This is a genomic window from Azospira restricta, from assembly GCF_016858125.1.
GTDB classification, from domain to species: Bacteria; Pseudomonadota; Gammaproteobacteria; order Burkholderiales; family Rhodocyclaceae; genus Proximibacter; species Proximibacter restrictus.
This window is the reverse complement of record NZ_CP064781.1, coordinates 1726210-1743243: the sequence shown is the minus strand read 5'-3', so window position 1 is coordinate 1743243 and position 17034 is coordinate 1726210. Positions and strand designations below refer to the sequence as shown.

General features: G+C 69.6%; 16 protein-coding genes. 8 read left to right on the top strand and 8 right to left on the bottom strand.

Going from position 1 to position 17034, the window contains the following annotated elements; translation table 11 throughout:
- From IWH25_RS08545 to IWH25_RS08510, 8 genes are read left to right on the top strand one after another with little or no spacing between them, the layout of a single operon-like run.
- Complete coding sequence (locus tag IWH25_RS08545; RefSeq protein WP_203388882.1) at positions 1-543, top strand: DUF4040 domain-containing protein; 543 nt, start codon at positions 1-3, stop codon at positions 541-543.
- On the top strand, positions 540-977 hold the full coding sequence (locus IWH25_RS08540) for a Na(+)/H(+) antiporter subunit B (protein WP_203388881.1): 438 nt from the start codon (positions 540-542) through the stop codon (positions 975-977). The genes IWH25_RS08545 and IWH25_RS08540 overlap by 4 nt, the downstream gene beginning before the upstream one ends.
- A complete protein-coding gene (locus IWH25_RS08535) occupies positions 974-1345 on the top strand; it encodes a cation:proton antiporter subunit C (RefSeq protein WP_203388880.1) in 372 nt (123 codons plus the stop codon). Before IWH25_RS08540 ends, IWH25_RS08535 begins: the two co-directional genes overlap by 4 nt.
- Positions 1342-2838 (top strand): monovalent cation/H+ antiporter subunit D family protein, encoded by a 1497-nt coding sequence (locus IWH25_RS08530; protein WP_203388879.1) that lies wholly within the window; start codon positions 1342-1344, stop codon positions 2836-2838. The genes IWH25_RS08535 and IWH25_RS08530 overlap by 4 nt, the downstream gene beginning before the upstream one ends.
- Positions 2835-4292, top strand: a complete 1458-nt coding sequence (locus IWH25_RS08525; RefSeq protein ID WP_203388878.1) for a proton-conducting transporter transmembrane domain-containing protein — start codon at positions 2835-2837, stop codon at positions 4290-4292. Before IWH25_RS08530 ends, IWH25_RS08525 begins: the two co-directional genes overlap by 4 nt.
- The gene (locus tag IWH25_RS08520) at positions 4292-4564 is read left to right on the top strand and encodes a hypothetical protein (protein ID WP_203388877.1); all 273 of its coding nucleotides are present in this window, start codon (positions 4292-4294) and stop codon (positions 4562-4564) included. The genes IWH25_RS08525 and IWH25_RS08520 overlap by 1 nt, the downstream gene beginning before the upstream one ends.
- Entirely contained in the window at positions 4557-6245 is a 1689-nt protein-coding gene (locus tag IWH25_RS08515) for a Na(+)/H(+) antiporter subunit D (RefSeq protein ID WP_203388876.1), read from the top strand. The genes IWH25_RS08520 and IWH25_RS08515 overlap by 8 nt, the downstream gene beginning before the upstream one ends.
- 54 nt (positions 6246-6299) lie before the next feature.
- Positions 6300-6770: a universal stress protein gene (locus IWH25_RS08510; RefSeq protein ID WP_203388875.1), complete on the top strand. Its 471-nt coding sequence runs from the start codon at positions 6300-6302 to the stop codon at positions 6768-6770.
- 106 nt (positions 6771-6876) lie between these two features.
- On the opposite strand, the gene IWH25_RS08505 is transcribed toward IWH25_RS08510, so the two are convergent.
- The 8 genes from IWH25_RS08505 to IWH25_RS08470 all read right to left on the bottom strand — a co-directional run bounded on the left by IWH25_RS08505 (position 6877) and on the right by IWH25_RS08470 (position 17017).
- Complete coding sequence (locus IWH25_RS08505; RefSeq protein WP_203388874.1) at positions 6877-7398, bottom strand: chorismate--pyruvate lyase family protein; 522 nt, start codon at positions 7396-7398, stop codon at positions 6877-6879.
- A 13-nt stretch (positions 7399-7411) separates the two neighbouring features.
- Positions 7412-7843, bottom strand: coding sequence for a DUF192 domain-containing protein (locus IWH25_RS08500; RefSeq protein ID WP_203388873.1), 432 nt, complete (start codon positions 7841-7843; stop codon positions 7412-7414).
- 76 nt (positions 7844-7919) lie between these two features.
- A complete protein-coding gene (locus tag IWH25_RS08495) occupies positions 7920-8123 on the bottom strand; it encodes a hypothetical protein (RefSeq protein ID WP_203388872.1) in 204 nt (67 codons plus the stop codon).
- Between the two features lie 26 nt (positions 8124-8149).
- Positions 8150-8728 carry a pseudouridine synthase gene (locus IWH25_RS08490; RefSeq protein ID WP_203388871.1) on the bottom strand — a complete coding sequence of 193 codons (579 nt, stop codon included), beginning with the start codon at positions 8726-8728 and terminating at the stop codon, positions 8150-8152.
- A gap of 81 nt (positions 8729-8809) precedes the next feature.
- Positions 8810-10411 (bottom strand): nitrite reductase, encoded by a 1602-nt coding sequence (locus tag IWH25_RS08485; protein ID WP_203388870.1) that lies wholly within the window; start codon positions 10409-10411, stop codon positions 8810-8812.
- Positions 10411-11607 (bottom strand): heme d1 biosynthesis radical SAM protein NirJ, encoded by a 1197-nt coding sequence (gene nirJ, locus IWH25_RS08480; RefSeq protein WP_203388869.1) that lies wholly within the window; start codon positions 11605-11607, stop codon positions 10411-10413. The genes IWH25_RS08485 and nirJ overlap by 1 nt, the downstream gene beginning before the upstream one ends.
- A gap of 121 nt (positions 11608-11728) precedes the next feature.
- Positions 11729-13525, bottom strand: coding sequence for a methyl-accepting chemotaxis protein (locus tag IWH25_RS08475; protein ID WP_203388868.1), 1797 nt, complete (start codon positions 13523-13525; stop codon positions 11729-11731).
- A gap of 45 nt (positions 13526-13570) precedes the next feature.
- Positions 13571-17017 carry a pyruvate carboxylase gene (locus tag IWH25_RS08470; RefSeq protein ID WP_203388867.1) on the bottom strand — a complete coding sequence of 1149 codons (3447 nt, stop codon included), beginning with the start codon at positions 17015-17017 and terminating at the stop codon, positions 13571-13573.
- Between the last annotated feature and the right edge of the window lie 17 nt (positions 17018-17034).

Below are 17034 nucleotides of genomic sequence, written 5' to 3'. Positions count from 1 at the left end.
GTGCTGCTGGCGACGATGGTCGCCACCGTGCTCATCCTGGCGCGCAGCCGCAACCTGTTCGCGGTCGTCGTCCTCGGCGGCATCTACAGCTTCCTGATGGCCACCGTGCTCGTCGCGCTCGACGCCGTCGACGTGGCGATGACCGAGGCCGCGGTCGGCGCCGGCGTGTCCACGGTGCTGCTGCTCGGCGCGCTGCACCTGTGCAAGGCGGAGGAGGCGAAGCCGGCGCAGCGCCCGTGGCTGCCGCTCGCGGTCGCCGCCGGCACCGGCGCCGTGCTGGTCTACGGCACGCTCGGCCTGCCCGCCTTCTCCGACCCGCAGTCGCCGATCCGCACGCACGTCGAGCCGCGCTACCTGAACGCGGTACTGGAGGAGACCGGCGTCCCCAACGTCGTCACCGCCGTGCTCGCCAGCTACCGCGGCTACGACACGCTCGGCGAGACGACCGTGGTGTTCACCGCCGGCGCCGGCGTCATCGCGCTGCTGCGCCGGCGCAAGAAGCGCGACGCCGCCGACGCCGACCAGGACCGGAGCGCACGATGAAGAACGACCTCGTGCTGCGCGTGATCGCCAAGCTGCTGATCCCGTTCATCCTGCTCTTCGCGCTGTACGTCCAGTTCCACGGCGACTTCGGCCCCGGCGGCGGCTTCCAGGCCGGCGTCATCGCCGCCGCCGCGGTCGTGCTGCACGCGCTGATCTTCGGCCTCGCCGCGACGCGGCGCATCGTCCCCGAGCCGCTGGTCGAGACCATGCTCGCCGCCGGCGTGCTGATCTACGCCGGCGTCGGCATCGCCGGCCTGCTGCTCGGCGGCAACTTCCTCGACTACTTCGTGCTCAGCGGCGACCCGGTGTACGGGCAGCAGCGCGGCATCTTCTGGGTCGAGGTCGGCGTCGCCGTCACCGTCTCCGGCGTCATGCTGAAGATCTTCTACATGTTCGCGGCGCGCGGCCGCGACGAGGCCGCGGAGGACGCATGAGCCTGGCCAGCCACTTCAGCTACTGGGTGACGATCTTCCTGATGGTCGCCGGGCTGTTCATCGTCATCGCCCGCGGCAACCTGATCAAGAAGCTGGTCGGGCTGGGCATCTTCCAGACCTCGGTGTACCTGCTCTACATCGCGCCGGGCAAGCTGATCGGCGGCACCGCGCCGATCCTCGCCGAGGGCTTCAAGGTCTATTCCAGCCCGCTGCCGCACGTGCTGATCCTGACCGCCATCGTCGTCGGCGTCGCCACGCTGGCGCTCGGGCTGGCGCTGGTCGTGCGCATCCGCGAGACCTACGGCAGCATCGAGGAGGACGAGATCCTGGCTGCCGACCTCGCCGACCACGCGGCGGACGCGCGATGAGCCTCGCCGCCCACCTGCCGGCGCATCTGCCGGCACTCCAGGTCGTGCTGCCGCTGCTGGCGGCGCCGGTCGCCGTCCTCATGCGCAGCGGCAACGCCGCCTTCGTGCTGGTCACCGCCGTCGCCTGGGCGGCCTTCGCCGTCGCGCTCGGTCTCTGGCAGCAGACCGGCGCCGGCGCCGTCGTCTCCTATGCGATCGGCAGCTGGCCGGCGCCGTGGGGCATCGAGCTGCGCGTCGACCGCCTGTCCGCCTTCGTGCTGGTGCTCGTCTCGGGCATGGCCGCGGTCGTCCTGCCCTACTGCCGGCAGAGCGTCGCGCGCGAGATCCCGAAGGAGCAGCACTACCTGTTCTACGCGATGTTCGCGCTGTGCCTGACCGGCCTCTTGGGCATCACGATCACCGGCGACGCCTTCAACGTCTTCGTCTTCCTCGAAGTGTCGTCGCTGTCGACCTACGTGCTGATCGCGCTCGGCCGCGACCGGCGCGCGCTGGTCGCCGCCTACCAGTACCTGATCATGGGCACCATCGGCGCCACCTTCATCGTCATCGGCGTCGGCCTGCTCTACCTGTCGACCGGCACGCTGAACCTCGCCGACATCGGCGCCCGCCTGCCGCAGGTCGCCGGCACCCGGCCGGTGCTCGCCGCGCTCGCCTTCCTCACCGTCGGCATCTGCCTGAAGCTGGCGCTGTTCCCGCTGCACCAGTGGCTGCCGAACGCCTACACCTACGCGCCGTCGGCGGTGTCGGCCTTCCTCGCGGCGACGGCGACCAAGGTCTCGGTCTACGTGCTCTTGCGCTTCTACTTCTCGGTCTTCGGCGAGAGCCTGGTCTTCGACCACCTGCCGCTGCCGGAGATCATGCTGCTGCTGTCGCTGGCGGCGATGTTCGTCGCCTCGGCGATGGCCGTCTTCCAGGACGACCTGAAGCGCGTCTTCGCCTATTCCAGCGTCGCCCAGATCGGCTACATCACGCTCGGCCTCTCCTTCGGCTCCGAGAGCGGGCTGACCGCGACCGTCGTGCACCTGTTCAACCACGGCCTGACCAAGGCGGCGCTGTTCATGCTCGCCGGCTGCCTGGTCGTCGTCGCCGGCGGCACCCACCTGTCGCGGCTCGCCGGCATCGGCAAGGCGATGCCGGTGACGACCTTCGGCATCGTCCTCGGCGGCCTGTCGCTGATCGGCGTGCCGGGCACCGCCGGCTTCGTCAGCAAGTGGTACCTGGTGCTGGCGGCCCTCGAACAGGGCCAGTGGTGGCTGGTGATGGCGATCGTCGCCAGCTCGCTGCTGGCCGTCGTCTATGTCTGGCGTTTCGTCGAGATCGCCTGCTTCCGCGAGCCGCGCGCCGACCTGGCGACGGCGCGCAGGATCCCGCTGTCGCTGCAGATCCCGGCCGGGCTGCTGGTCGCGGCGACGGTGTATTTCGGCCTCGACACCTCGTTCACCGTCGGCTCGGCCGGCGCCGCCGCCGCGCAACTGCTGGGGATGCAGCGATGAGCGGCGCCCTGATCCTCGCCGGCCTCGGCGTGCCCGCGCTGGGTGCCGCCGGCATCGCCGCCGCGTACCGTACGCCGAACCTGCGCGAGGGCGTGACACTGACCACCGCCGCCGTCCTCTTCGCCTGCGTGCTCGCGCTGCTGCCCGGCGTGCTCGCCGGCGAGCGGCCGCAGCTGACGCTGTTCGAGGTGCTGCCCGGGCTGGCCCTCGCCTTCCGCGTCGAGCCGCTCGGCATGCTCTTCGCGCTGGTCGCCTCCGGGCTGTGGATCGTCAATTCGCTGTACTCGATCGGCTACATGCGCGGCAACGACGAGGCGCACCAGACACGCTTCTACGTCTGCTTCGCGCTGGCGCTGTGCGCGGCGATCGGCATCGCCTTCGCCGGCAACGTGTTCACGCTCTTCGTCTTCTACGAGCTGCTGACGCTGATCACCTACCCGCTGGTCACGCACCACGGCAGCGACAAGGCGAGGCAGGGCGGCCGCGTCTACCTCGGCGTGCTGATCGGCACCTCGGTGATGTTCCTCTTGCCGGCGCTGATCTTCACCTGGCACCTCGCCGGCACCACCGACTTCCGCCCGGGCGGCATCCTGCCCGCCGACGTTTCCGGCGCTGCCGTCAGCGGGCTGCTCGTGCTCTACATGTTCGGCATCGGCAAGGCGGCGCTGATGCCCTTCCACCGCTGGCTGCCCGCCGCGATGGTGGCGCCGACGCCGGTCTCCGCGCTGCTGCACGCGGTGGCGGTGGTCAAGGCCGGCGTCTTCTCGGTGCTGAAGGTGGCCGTCTTCGTCTTCGGTCCGGACGCGCTCGCCGGCCACACCGCCTGGCTCGCCGGCGTCGCCGGCTTTACCATCGTCGCCGCCTCGGTGGTCGCGCTCTCGGCCGACAACCTGAAGCGCCGGCTGGCCTACTCGACGATCAGCCAGCTCTCCTACGTGGTGCTCGCCGCCGCCGTGCTGGCGCCGCTGTCGCTGGTCGGCGCCGCGCTGCACGTCGCCGCGCACGCGCTCGGCAAGATCACGCTGTTCTTCGCCGCCGGATCGATCTACACCGCCGCGCACAAGACCGAGGTCAGCCAGCTCGACGGCATCGGCCGGCGCATGCCGTGGACGATGGGCGCCTTCGCCATCGGCGCGCTGTCGATGATCGGCCTGCCGCCGGCGGCCGGCTTCGTCTCCAAGTGGTTCATGGTCTCCGGCGCGATGGCCGGCGAACACTGGCTGGCGCTGGCCGTGATCGCCGCCAGCACGCTGCTGAACGCCGGCTACTTCCTGCCCATCGTCTGGCGCGCCTTCTTCCGGCCGCTGCCGGCCGACGCCGAGGCCCATCCGCACGGCGAGGCGCCGCTGCCGGCGGTGATCGCGCTGACGCTGACCGCGGCCGCCACGATCGCCCTCTTCTTCTGGCCGGACGTGCCGCTGGCGCTGGCGCGGCAGATGCTCGGAGCTTCCTGATGGACAAAGAGACGCTGCGGAGCCACTGGCTCGACCGCCCGGAGAACGTGAAGACGCTGTGGCGCGGCTTCCTCGCCGTGCTGGCGCTGACGGTGATCGCCGAACCCTTCGTGCACCTGCACCCGCACTTCGCGGTCGAGGCGCTGTTCGGCTTCCACGCCTGGTACGGCTTCGCCGCCTGCGCGGCGATGATCGTCGGCGCCAAAGCGCTCGGCCTGCTGCTCAAGCGCCCCGACAGCTACTACGGCAAGGCGGAGGACGAGCATGGCTGATCTCTTCTTCCACCCCGGCCTGGTCCTCGTCCTCGGCGCCTTCCTGCTGCCCTTCCTGAAGGGCAACGCGCGCAGCGCGGCGATCCTCGGCCTGCCGCTGCTGGCGCTCTATTGCCTGTGGCGGCTGCCGGAGGGCACGCTGTGGAGCGCGCACTGGCTCGGCTACGAGCTGGCGCCGCTGGCCGTGGACAAGCTCTCCCGCCTGTTCGCGACGATCTTCCTGTTGATGGCGCTCGGCGGCGGCCTCTTCGCGCTCGGCCAGAAGAGCCGGCTGGAGATTCCGGCGGCCTTCGTCTATGCCGGCTCGGCGGTCGGCGTCACCCTCGCCGGCGACCTCGTCACCGTCTTCGTCTGCTGGGAACTGATGGCGGTCGGCTCGACGCTGGTGCTGTGGGCCGGCGGCACGAGCGGGGCGTTCGCCGCCAGCCGCCGTTACGTCGCCATCCACCTGCTCGGCGGCGTCCTCCTCTTCGCCGGCGTCGCCGGCCACCTGCTCGACACCGGCGACGCGACCTTCACGCGCATGGCGCCGGATTCGGTGGCGCACTGGCTGATCCTGATCGGCTTCCTGATCAACGCCGGCGCGCCGCCGCTGTCGGCCTGGCTGCCCGACGCCTACCCGGAAGCCTCGTGGAGCGGCAGCGTCTTCCTCTCGGCGTTCACCACCAAGACCGCGGTCTACGTGCTGCTGCGCGGCTTCCCCGGCACCGAATTCCTGATCTGGATCGGCCTGTTCATGATCTTCTACGGCATCGTCTATGCGCTGCTCGAGAACGACATGCGGCGCATCCTCGCCTACTCGATCGTGAACCAGGTCGGCTTCATGGTCGCCGGCATCGGCATCGGCACCGAGATGGCGCTCAACGGCGCCGCCGCGCACGCCTTCTCGCACATCGTCTACAAGGCGCTGCTGCTGATGTCGGCCGGCGCCGTGCTCGCCGCCACCGGCCGCCGCAAGTGCTCGGAGCTGGGCGGGCTGTTCCACAGCATGCCGGTGACGACGATCTGCGGCAGCATCGGCGCGCTGGCGATTTCCTCGTTCCCGCTCACCTCGGGCTTCATCTCCAAGTCGATGGTGACGCAGGCGGCGATCGACGGCCAGCTGCTGTGGGTCTGGCTGGCGCTCGCCGCCGCCTCGGCCGGCGTCTTCCTGCACGCCGGCATCAAGTTCCCGTGGTTCGTCTTCTTCCAGAAGGACTCCGGCCTGCGCCCGGCCGACCCGCCGGCGTCGATGCGCTGGGCGATGATCGCCTTCTCGTTCATCTGCATCGCGCTCGGCGTCTGGCCGGAGCCGCTCTACGCGCTGCTCCCGTACGCCGTCGACTACGTCCCCTACACCGGCGCGCACGTGCTGACGCAGCTGCAGCTCTTGCTCTTCTCCGGGCTCGCCTTCTTCGTGATGCTGCCCTGGCTGAAGCGGACGCTGACGATCACGCTCGACGTCGACTGGGTGTACCGCGTCGCGCTGGCCGGCCTCTGCCGCGCCGGCGGCCGCCTGCTGCGCGGCCTCGGCGACGGCCTGCGGCAGGCGCTGCGCGAGGTCGGCAGCGCCGTCGGCAGCGACATCGAACGTCAGCGGCGCCCCGGCGGACTGCTCCTGCGCAGCCGCCCGACCGGCGCCATGGCGCTGTGGACGATGCTGATGCTGCTCGCCTACCTGCTCTTCTATTACCTGCACTGAGCGACGCCGCGGCGCCGCCCTTTCCATTTCCACGCACCGGCAAGGAGGTCGAGGATGAACGAGAAGCAGGAATACCCGCCGGCACTGCCCGCGCTGCGCGTGCTGGTCCCGGTCGCCTTCGGCAGCCGCGGCGAGAACGGCGTGCGCTACGCGCTCGCCGAGGCGGCGCGCGGACGCCGGGTCGAGGTCGTGCTCGCCTGCGTCGGCGACGACGAGGTGCGCGCCGACGTGCTGCGCCTGCGCACGCGCGCCGAGGTTGCCGACTTCCTCGCCGCCGGCGCCGCCGCCGCGATGGACGAGGTCGCCGCGCCGCTGCGCGCCGCCGGCATCGTCGTGCGCACGGTGTTCGCGCTCGGACCGCTCGCGCGCGAACTGGCACGCATCGCCGAGGAGACCGGCTGCGACGAGATCGCGGTGCCGGCGCGGCAGGGCAAGCTGCTGCCGCTGACCGACCCGCTCGCCGCGCTGGCGCGCAGCGGCGGCGTTCGCCTGCGCGTCGTCGACGACGCCGGCCGCGCGCACTGAGCCGCGGCCGCACCAGCTCGAAGCGGGTGGCGCGCCGTGAGTCGCGACCATCCGCGCGAGCCGTCCGCGGATGCTCTCCCTCGGGCATCCGCGGCCCCCTGCACGCTTACCGGCTGCCGAGTCGCGGCGAAAAGACTTCGGTGACAAGCACCGTCTGCCGGCCGAAGCGGTGCGTGCAACGGCGCGCGTGAAAGCCCGCCGGCGGCCGGCCGAGCGCGGCGACGGCCGCCGCGAACAGCGGATGGCGCGCGTCGATCCGGGCGAAGGCCAGCCCGCCGCGGACGAAGCCGGGATGCGCGAACAGCAGCGAGCCGAGCGAACGCGTGCCGAGGCGCGCGAACCAGCGGCCGAGCACGCCCTGCGGCGCCGCCGGCAGCACGGTGTGGGCGAAGATCGCCGGCTGCGCGTCGCAGTACAGCGCCACTTCGCGCACCCAGCACGGCGTGCGCGGACGGATGCCGAGCGCCGCGCATTCGTCGGCGTTGGCGTGGCGCAGTTCCTGGCGCAGGAGTTCGATGCGGAAGGCGCCGCGGCGCTTCAGGCGCGCGGTCAGCGAGCCCGGCTCGCACAGCCAGTCGCGCAGCGCAGGCGCGATGCCGCCGCGCGGGCGGCACTGCCAGCCGGACATCGCGACGCCCCGCTCAGCGGCCCGGCGGCAGCCGGTCGATGCCGCCGATCGCGGCGCCCGTCGTCAGCCCCTTGGCGGCGAACCAGCCGGCGTTCATTTCCAGCGCGAAGCGCGCCGGCCGCTGCGGGCAGTGATTGTTCTCGGTCAGCGGCGCCATCTCGTCGACATTGATGATCCGCCCGCTTTCGTCGAGGAAGGCGATCGACAGCGGCAGCGGCGTGTTGCGCATCCAGAAGCAGTGCGTCGCCGTCGCCGGGAAGACGAAGATCATTCCCTGGTTCGGCGCCAGCGCGCGGCGGTGCATCAGCCCCTGCGCGCGCGCGTCCGGCGTCGCCGCGACCTCGGCCTCGATGCGGTGGAAGCCGGCGGTCAGCGCGACCCGCGGCAGCTCGGCGGCGGCCGGGCCGGCGAGCAGCGCGGCGGCGATCAGGAAAACTCGGAACATCGACAACCTCTCGGACGTCGGCCGGCAACGAAAAAGGCAGGGAGGCCCCCTGCCTTTCCGGTGGCGACCGGGAAAATCACATCTTCTTCTTGGCCTTCTTCACGACCGGCTTCTTCGCCGGTTTCTTCGCCGCCTTCTTGGCGGCAAGCTTCGGCGCCGGCGCGTTGGCGGCACCGGGCACGACCGCGCCGTCCGGCGTCTCGGCCGCCTTCGGCACCGCCAGCGCGCCGAAGGAGACGACCGCGAAGGCCGCGGCGACGAGCATCGGGAATGTCTTCATCGGTGATCCCTTTCCTTTGCTATGAGTTATCGCCGGACCCCACGGCCCGCCAGCTCGGCGTAGCCGCCCCCGAACTCGCGCCAGTCGCCCGGCGCCAGTCCCTCCAGGGTCGCAGCGCCGACAGCATAGCGGATCAGGCGCAGCGTGGGAAAGCCGACGTGCGCGGTCATCCGCCGCAGCTGCCGGTTCTTGCCTTCGCGCAGCACGATCTCCAGCCAGGCGGTCGGGATCGACTGGCGGAAGCGGATCGGCGGCTCGCGCGGCCACAGGTTCTCCGGCTCGGGAATGCGGCGCACGGCGCAGGGCTGGGTCGTGAAGTCGGCGTAGCGCACGCCGCAACGCAACTGTTCCAGCGCCGCCTCGTCCGGCTCACCCTCGACCTGTACCCAGTAAGTCTTCGCCAGCTTGTGCTTCGGATCGGCGACGCGCGCCTGCAGGCTGCCGTCGTCGGTGAGCAGCAGCAGGCCCTCGCTGTCGGCGTCGAGCCGCCCGGCGACATAGACGCCGGGCACCGGCAGCAGCGCCTTCAGCCCCTGCCAGCGGCCTTCCGGCGTGAACTGGCTGAGGTAGCCGTAGGGCTTGTTGAGCAGGATGATGCGCGCCATCGAGAATCCGTCGGGGGCAAAAAAACAGGGCGGATCGTAACACCCGATCCGCCCCGCGGGGTTCGTCGCGTCGTCCGTGACTCAGTGGCTGGTGCCTTCCGAGCGCGTGATCTTGTTCCAGACGTTGTACTTGCCGACCGGCTTCTTCGCCGGGATGCGCTTCACCTCGGCCAGCGTCTGCATGTCGATCACCACCAGCGCGCCGTCCTGTTCCCACAGGCTGGCCAGCGCGTAGCGACCGTCCCGGGTGAACTCGACGTGGGCCAGCGTCTGCCCGGCCGGCGCCTCGATCTCCTTGACCATCGCCAGCGTCTGCTTGTCGATCACCTGCAGCTTGTTCTTGTGCTCCTTGCTCATCATCGAGTCGGTGAAGGCGTAGCGGCTGTTCTCGTGGCTGCGCATGAAGAAGCCGGGGCCGCGCGTCGGGATCTGCTTCACGTTCTCGAAGGTCTTCAGGTCGATCACCGTGATCAGGCCCTCGTTCAGGTTCGGCGAGGCCATCACCGTGCGCTCCTTGCCGGCCGGGTCGGTCCACTTCCAGGTGATGCCCGAGCCGAGGTGCGGCATGCCCGGCAGGTCGAGGTCGGCGACCTTCTTGCGGCCGTCGAGGTAGATCACCTGGCCCTTGGTCGCCGAGCGCGAAGCGCCGAGGATCTCGTCGTAGCTCTGGGTGAAGAAGAAGTCGTCGAGGTAGTCCTTCAACAGCGTGCGGCGCGGGTAGAAGAAGCCCGGCTTGAAGTCGCCCTCCTTGTACTGGAAGTCGTGCACCAGGCCTTCGGCGACCGGCTCGGCCTGCGGGTCGTAGCTGATCTCCCAGACCTCGGGCACGTCCTTCAGCGCGGCGACGAAGCTCTTCCGCGGCGAGGCGTCGTAGACCGCGGAGACGCGCGAGGTCTTGTCGCCCTTGGCGTTGACCACCGGGATGATCTTGGTCAGCGACAGGTCCTTCGCATCGAGCACGACCAGCGTGTGCGGCAGGTAGTTGGCGACCATCACCCACTTGCCGTCGCCCGACACCGCGGCGTTGCGCGTGTTCAGCCCGGCGCGGATCTCGGCGACGACCTTCAGGTTCCACAGGTCGTATTTGGTGATCCAGCCGTCGCGCGACGCGAAGTAGACGAAGCGCCCGTCCGGCGAGTACTTCGGGCCGCCGTGCAGCGCGTAGCGGCTGGGGAAGCGGTGCAGGCGCTCGAGCTTGTCGCCGTCGAGCACCGACACGTGGTGGTCGCCGGTCTCGACGACGATGAACAGGTTCATCGGGTCGGCGCCCGTCAACGCCGCCGACGGCTGGTGCGGCAGGTCGAGCGCGGCCTGGTCGACGACCTGCGAGGCCTTGATCTCGGCCTCGCCCCAGACCGGCGCCGGCGTCACCTTGGTGTAGATGAAGTCGGTCAGCGCCTGGATCTGCTCGGCGCTGAGCTTGTCGGCGAAGGCCGGCATCTGCGTCGCCGGCCGGCTGTCGCGGATGACCTTGGCCGCTTCCGGCTTCCTCAACCGCTCCAGGTTCTCCGGCAACAGCGCCGGTCCGACGCCGCCGAGGCGGTTCTCGCCGTGGCAGGCCAGGCAGTGTTCCTTGTACAGCGCTTGCGCATCGTTCGCTTCGGCGAACGAGGCCAGGCCGGAAAGAAAGACGGCCAGATAGGCCGCCGGCAGCCAGCGGCGGGCCAGTTGCTCCCAGTTCATCAGGCGCTCCTGTTGATTCTCGTATAGGGGGTGACGGTCAGGCGTTCGCCCGACGAGACGACGCCGATCTCGTCGTCGGCGAGGTAGCAGCCGGGATCCTCGGCCCACGGGTCTCCGGTCAGCTGCTGCGCGCGCACGCGCGTATTGCCGTTGCAGATCTCGAGGTACCGGCATTCGCCGCAGCGGCCCTTGACCGCGCGCGGGTGCTGCTTCAGCCCGGCCATCAGCGGGTCGGAGACATCCGGCCAGATCTGCGAGAACGGCCGCTGGCGGACGTTGCCGAGCGTGTGGTGCCACCACATGGTGTCCGGGTGCACGTTGCCGAGGTTGTCGATGTTGGCGACGTTCACCCCCGACGAGTTGCCGCCCCACTGGCGCAGCTTGGCCTCCACGTGCGCGGCGCGCTCCGGGAAGCGCCGCTGCACCCAGTGCAGGAAATAGACGCCGTCGGCGTCGTTGTTGCCGGTGGTGAATTCCTTGGCGAGGCCGCGCTGCTGGTACTCCCAGCAGGTGTCGAAGAGCAGGTCCATCGCCCAGCGCGTCAGCTGGTGGCGGGCGTCGTCCTTGCGGTTCTTGTTGCCGCGGCCGGCGTAGTTCAGGTGCGAGAAGTAGAAGCGGTCGATGCCTTCGTCCTCGACCAGCTTGAGCAGGCCCGGCAGGTCGTGCGCGTTGTCCTGCGTCATCGTGAAGCGGACGCCGATCTTCAGCCCGAGGTCGCGGCAGCGGCGGATGCCGGCGAGCGACGCCTCGAAGGCACCGTCCATGCGGCGGAACCTGTCGTGCGTCTCCTTGATGCCGTCGAGCGAGACGCCGACGTAGTCGAAGTTGCATTCGGCGATGCGGTCGATGTTCGCATCGTCGATCAGCGTGCCGTTCGACGACAGGCCGACGTAGAAGCCCTTGGCCTTGGCGCGTTTGGCGATGTCGAAGATGTCCGGACGCAAGAGCGGCTCGCCGCCGGAGAGGATCAGCACCGGCACGCGGAAGGCCTTGAGGTCGTCCATCACGCCGTAGATCTCGTCGGTCGTCAGTTCGCCGGGGAAATCCTTGTCGGCGGAGATCGAGTAGCAGTGCTTGCAGGTCAGGTTGCAGCGGCGGATCAGATTCCAGATCACCACCGGACCCGGCGGATTGCGCTTCGGCCCGAGCGGCGTCGGCGACGCGATCTCGGCCATGTACTGGGATATACGAAACATCAGCGGACCATCGGGGAAAGCCTTGATTGGCGTAGGCGTATTAGAAGTCAGCCGCCGCCCCCCGGCCTTGACGTGGATCAACCCGGACGGGATCGCCGGCCGGCGGCGGCCGGCGCCCCGCTCAGCCCTCCAGCAGCGCCTCCGACACGCAGCCGACGCGGACGTTGCCCCACAGCCGGCCGCCGATGTGGATCGGCAGCGCGATGTCGCAGAGCAGCTCGCCGGTGTCGCGGACGTAGGTGCGCACCAGCACCGGCTGCGTGTTCTTCGCCGCGCGCAGCTCGCCCGGGTTCTCGAACTTGCGACAGGTGCGGTTGCCGACCAGGTCGACGGCCTGGTCGCCGGTCAGCGGCTTGGAGAACTTGAGGTTGTGCGCCGACAGGTAGCCGTCGGTGTTCACCGCCACCGCGTAGGCGCAGCCGGGCACCGCGGCCAGGCAGGTTTCGAGGAACTGCTGGCAGCGCCGCGTGTATTCGTCGCCCCAGCCGACCTTGTACTTGGGCGGCTTGCAGTTGCCGAAGGGCTGGTAGTTGCGGTCGAAGACGTCGATGCCGGCGCGCTGCATCTCCTCCAGCTGCGCCTGGATCGCGTCGCGCAGCACGCGCGACTTGTCGACGGCGAGGTCGAAGGCGCCGTGCCCGATCTTGAAGCGCGAGACCAGCTCCTGCACGCCCTCGGTGGCCTTCGCCAGCCCGTTGGTGCGCTCCTCGGAGTCGGCCATGTAGCGGGCGACCTCGCCGGACAGCTGGTGGATGTGGCTGACGTTCTCGTGCACCTGGCCGTTGGTCGAGGACAGCTCCTCCATCGCGCTGGCGATGTGCAGCAGCTGCTCGCCGGTGCGCTCGAAGTCGACCACCATCGTCTCGAAGTGCTCGGCCGAGCGGCCGACGACCTCGCGCGTCTGCTGCACGTCGGCGTTGATCTCGACGTTCTCGGCGCGCGTGCTGCCGACCAGCGACAGCATCTTTTCGATGTTGCCGGTGATCTCGGTCGAGGCCACGGTGACGCGCTCGGCCAGCTTCCTGACCTCGTCGGCGACGACCGCGAAGCCGCGGCCGGCCTCGCCGGCGCGCGCCGCCTCGATCGCCGCGTTCAGCGCCAGCAGGTTGGTCTGGTCGGCGACCTCGCGGATCAGCGCGGCGATCTGGTTGATCGACGCCGAGCGCTGCGAGAGGTCGTCGACGGTCTGGTTGAAGCGCAGCACCTTCTCGCCGACGGTGTTGATCTTGCTCGAGATCTCCTGCATCTCGCGCAGCGAGACGCGGGCGCTCTCGAGGTTGGTGTGGGTCGAGTCGGAGATCACCTGCGTGCTGCGCGAAACCTCGTCGATCGCCTGCGTCGCCTCGGTGCTGGCGGTGAACACCAGCTCGGTCATCTCGCCCTGCTGACGCGCGCGCTTGCCGGTCTCGTCGACGCGCGCCTTGACCTGCACCGCCTCGCGCGCGATCTCGATGCTCGCCTTGCGGATCTCGCTGATGATCTGCCGCATCTTCTCGGCGAACTGGTTGTAGCTCTCGGCCAGCTCGCGGAACTCGTCGTGCGACATCGGCTGCATGTCGTGCGAGAAGTCGCCGGCGCCGGCGGCGATCTTCCTGAAGGTGTCGATCACCGAGCGCACCGGGCGCAGGATCAGGTGGCGCAGGTAGAGCACCTGGCCGACGTTCCACGCCAGCGCGAACGCGGTCAGCGACAGCAGCACCGTCAGTCCGCCGTCGAGCGAACCGTTGATGCGCGCCGCCAGTTCGGCGGGGACGCCGCCGGCGGCGAGCTGCGCGTTGATGTAGCTCTTCTGGCCGAGGTAGATGTAGAGGTAGCCGAGGTCGATGACGAACAGCAGCAGGAAGCTCGACAGTTTCTTGCTCAGCGAATTCCAGAAGGTGCGCTCGTTCCAGTCGTAAAGCTCTCTGAAGGTTCCCATCCACGCCTCCTCGCGTTGTTTTGTGCCCGGATTGTGACGCGTGCGTCAATCAATCTCAAGCAGCAGGTCCTTCGCGTTCACCGCCTCGCCCGGCTTCACGTGCAGCGCGCGCACCGTCGCGTCGCGCTCGGCGGTCAGCATCGTCTCCATCTTCATCGCCTCGATCGACAGCAGCGGGTCGCCCTTCCGGACCTTCTGCCCGGCCTTCACCGCGACGGTGACGACGCTGCCCGGCATCGGTGCGCCGACGTGGCCGGCGTTGCCCTCGTCGGCCTTCGGCCGGCCGCGGCCGGCGGCGGCGCCGGCCTTCGGCACGCGCACCGTGCGCGGCTGGCCGTTCAGCTCGAAGAAGACCTTGACCTTGCCCTCCTCGTCGGCGGTGTCCGAACGGCCGGTCTGGCGGATGATCAGCGTCTTGCCCTTGTCGATGTCGACGGCGATCTCCTCGCGGTCGCGCAGCCCGTAGAAGAACGGCGAGGTCGGCAGCAGCGAGACGTCGCCGTACTGGCGGCGGTGCTCGGCGTAGTCGCGGAAGACCTTCGGGTACATCAGGTAGGAGGCGAGGTCGGTGTCGCTCAACTGGCGGCCGATCGCAGCTTCCGCCTCGCGCCGCTTCGCTTCGAGATCCACTTCCGGCAGGAAGTCGCCGGCGCGGCCGGCGAGCGGCGCCTCACCCTTGAGCACCTTCTTCTCCAGGTCCTTCGGGAAGCCGTCGGCCGGGAAGCCGAGCTCGCCCTTGAACAGCGAGATCACCGACTCGGGGAAGGCGATCTCGCGCTCGGGGTTGGCGACGTCGGCCGGCTTCAGGTCGTTGGCGACCATGAACAGCGCCATGTCGCCGACCACCTTCGAGGTCGGCGTGACCTTGACGATGTCGCCGAACAGGATGTTCACGTCGGCGTAGGCCTTCGACACTTCCGGCCAGCGGTGCTCCAGGCCCATCGCGCGCGCCTGCTCGCGCAGGTTGGTGTATTGGCCGCCGGGCATCTCGTGGTTGTAGACGTCCGACGTTCCCGAGCGGATGTCGGCCTCGAACGGCGCGTAGTAGCGGCGCACGCCTTCCCAGTAGTGCGACAGCGCCTCCAGCGCCGGCAGGTCGACGCCGGGGTCGCGCTCGGAGCCTTGCAGGGCGGCGGCGATCGAGCCGAGGTTGGGCTGCGAGGTGAGCCCGCTCATCGCGTCGAGCGCGCCGTCGACGGCATCGACTCCGGCCTCGACCGCGGCCAACACCGAGGCGGCGGCGATGCCGCTGGTGTCGTGCGTGTGGAAGTGCAGCGGCAGGCCGACCTCCTGCTTCAGCGCCCTGACCAGCTCGCGCGCGGCGCGAGGCTTGCAGACGCCGGCCATGTCCTTGATGCCGATGATGTGGGCGCCGGCCTTCTCCAGCTGCCTGGCCAGGTCGACGTAGTACTTCAGGCTGTACTTCGGCCGCTTCGCGTCGAACAGGTCGCCGGTGTAGCAGATGGTGCCTTCGCACAAGGCGCCGGTCTCGATCACCGCGTCCATCGCGACGCGCATGTTGTCGACCCAGTTCAGCGAGTCGAAGACGCGGAAGACGTCGATGCCCTCCTTCGCCGCCTGCTGCACGAAGTAGCGGACGACGTTGTCGCTGTAGTTGGTGTAGCCGACGGCGTTCGAGGCGCGCAAGAGCATCTGGAAGAGCACGTTCGGCACCGCTTCGCGCAGCCGCGCGAGGCGCGCCCACGGGTCTTCCTTGAGGAAGCGCAGCGCCACGTCGAAGGTGGCGCCGCCCCAGCATTCGAGCGAGAAGAGCTGCGGCGCCAGGCGCGCGTAGTACGGCGCGATGGCCAGCATGTCGTCGCTGCGCATGCGCGTCGCGAACAGCGACTGGTGCGCGTCGCGCATCGTCGTGTCGGTCAGCAGCACCTGCGGCTGCGCCTTCATCCACTGCGAGAATTTCGCGGCGCCGAGCTCCTGCAGCCGGTCGCGGGAGCCTTTCGGAATCGGCGCGGCGAGGCTGAAGTCCGGCTTGATCGGCCGCGAGAACGGCAGCTCGGGCAGCTTCCTGCCCTTCATCTCCGGGTTGCCGTTCACCGCCACTTCGCCGAGGAACTTCAAGAGGCGGGTGGCGCGGTCGCGCCGCTTCTGGAACTGGAACAGCTCCGGCGTCTCGTCGATGAAGCGGGTGATGCACTCGCCCGAGCGGAATTGCGGGTGGGCGATGACGTTTTCCAGGAACTGCAGGTTGGTGGTCAGCCCGCGCACGCGGAATTCGCGCAGCGCCCGGTCCATGCGCGCCGCCGCCTCGTCGGCGGTGTGGCCCCAGGCGGTGACTTTCACCAGCAGCGAGTCGTAGTACGGCGTGATCACCGCGCCGGAGTAGGCGGTGCCGGCGTCGAGCCGGATGCCGAAGCCGGCGGCGGAGCGGTACACGGCGATCTTGCCGTAGTCCGGCGTGAACGCGTTCTCCGGGTCCTCGGTGGTGACGCGGCACTGCAGCGCGTGGCCCTTCAAGGCGATGTCCTGCTGCCGCGGCACGTAGGAATCCTCGTCGCCGATCTTCGCGCCCTCGGTGATGCGGATCTGCGCCTTGACGATGTCGACGCCGGTGACCTGCTCGGTGACGGTGTGCTCGACCTGGATGCGCGGGTTCACCTCGATGAAGTAGAAGCGGCCGGTGTCTGCATCCATCAGGAACTCGACGGTGCCGGCGTGCGTGTAGTTCGCCGCGTCGGCGAGCTTCAGCGCCGAGGCACACAGCTCGGCGCGCGTCGCCTCGTCGAGGTAGGGCGCCGGCGCGCGCTCGACGACTTTCTGGTTGCGCCGCTGCACCGAGCAGTCGCGCTCGAACAGGTGCACGCGCCGGCCGTGCGTGTCGCCGAGCACCTGCACTTCGACGTGGCGGGCGCGGCGCACCAGTTTTTCCAGATAGACCTCGTCGTTGCCGAAGGCGGCCAGCGCCTCGCGCCGCGCCACTTCCATCAGCGGCCCGAGCTCGGCCTCGCTCTCGATCACGCGCATGCCGCGGCCGCCGCCGCCCCAGCTCGCCTTCAGCATCAGCGGGTAGCCGACCTCGGCGGCCAGCTTCTTCGCCTTGTCCAGGTCGTGCGGCAGCGCGCCGGTCGCCGGCACCACCGGCACCCCGGCCTGTTCGGCCAGTTCACGCGCCGAGACCTTGTTGCCGAGCGTGCGCATGACGTCGCCCTTCGGCCCGATGAAGGCGATGCCGGCGGCGGCGCAGGCGTCGGCGAAATCCGGATTCTCGGAGAGGAAGCCGTAGCCCGGGTGGATCGCGTCGACCCCGGCCTCCTTGGCGATGCGGATGATGTCGTCGATGTCGAGGTAGGCCTGGATCGGTTTCTTGCCGGCGCCGACCAGGTAGGATTCGTCGGCCTTGAAACGGTGCAGCGCGAAGCGATCCTCGTTGGAGAAGATGGCGACAGTGCGGATGCCCATCTCGGACGCGGCGCGGAGCACGCGGATGGCGATCTCGGAACGGTTGGCGACGAGCAGGCTGCGGATTTTTTTCATGGTCGGTCGGGCGTAAA

What these genes read in the sequence shown, in the direction of transcription:
- IWH25_RS08540 (WP_203388881.1), top strand. Translation starts at nt 540, where the DNA reads ATGAAGAACGACCTCGTGCTGCGCGTGATCGCCAAGCTGCTGATCCCG.
- IWH25_RS08535 (WP_203388880.1), top strand. Translation starts at nt 974, where the DNA reads ATGAGCCTGGCCAGCCACTTCAGCTACTGGGTGACGATCTTCCTGATG.
- IWH25_RS08530 (WP_203388879.1), top strand. Translation starts at nt 1,342, where the DNA reads ATGAGCCTCGCCGCCCACCTGCCGGCGCATCTGCCGGCACTCCAGGTC.
- IWH25_RS08525 (WP_203388878.1), top strand. Translation starts at nt 2,835, where the DNA reads ATGAGCGGCGCCCTGATCCTCGCCGGCCTCGGCGTGCCCGCGCTGGGT.
- IWH25_RS08520 (WP_203388877.1), top strand. Translation starts at nt 4,292, where the DNA reads ATGGACAAAGAGACGCTGCGGAGCCACTGGCTCGACCGCCCGGAGAAC.
- IWH25_RS08515 (WP_203388876.1), top strand. Translation starts at nt 4,557, where the DNA reads ATGGCTGATCTCTTCTTCCACCCCGGCCTGGTCCTCGTCCTCGGCGCC.
- IWH25_RS08510 (WP_203388875.1), top strand. Translation starts at nt 6,300, where the DNA reads ATGAACGAGAAGCAGGAATACCCGCCGGCACTGCCCGCGCTGCGCGTG.
- IWH25_RS08505 (WP_203388874.1), bottom strand. Translation starts at nt 7,398, where the DNA reads ATGTCCGGCTGGCAGTGCCGCCCGCGCGGCGGCATCGCGCCTGCGCTG.
- IWH25_RS08500 (WP_203388873.1), bottom strand. Translation starts at nt 7,843, where the DNA reads ATGTTCCGAGTTTTCCTGATCGCCGCCGCGCTGCTCGCCGGCCCGGCC.
- IWH25_RS08495 (WP_203388872.1), bottom strand. Translation starts at nt 8,123, where the DNA reads ATGAAGACATTCCCGATGCTCGTCGCCGCGGCCTTCGCGGTCGTCTCC.
- IWH25_RS08490 (WP_203388871.1), bottom strand. Translation starts at nt 8,728, where the DNA reads ATGGCGCGCATCATCCTGCTCAACAAGCCCTACGGCTACCTCAGCCAG.
- IWH25_RS08485 (WP_203388870.1), bottom strand. Translation starts at nt 10,411, where the DNA reads ATGAACTGGGAGCAACTGGCCCGCCGCTGGCTGCCGGCGGCCTATCTG.
- nirJ (WP_203388869.1), bottom strand. Translation starts at nt 11,607, where the DNA reads ATGTTTCGTATATCCCAGTACATGGCCGAGATCGCGTCGCCGACGCCG.
- IWH25_RS08475 (WP_203388868.1), bottom strand. Translation starts at nt 13,525, where the DNA reads ATGGGAACCTTCAGAGAGCTTTACGACTGGAACGAGCGCACCTTCTGG.
- IWH25_RS08470 (WP_203388867.1), bottom strand. Translation starts at nt 17,017, where the DNA reads ATGAAAAAAATCCGCAGCCTGCTCGTCGCCAACCGTTCCGAGATCGCC.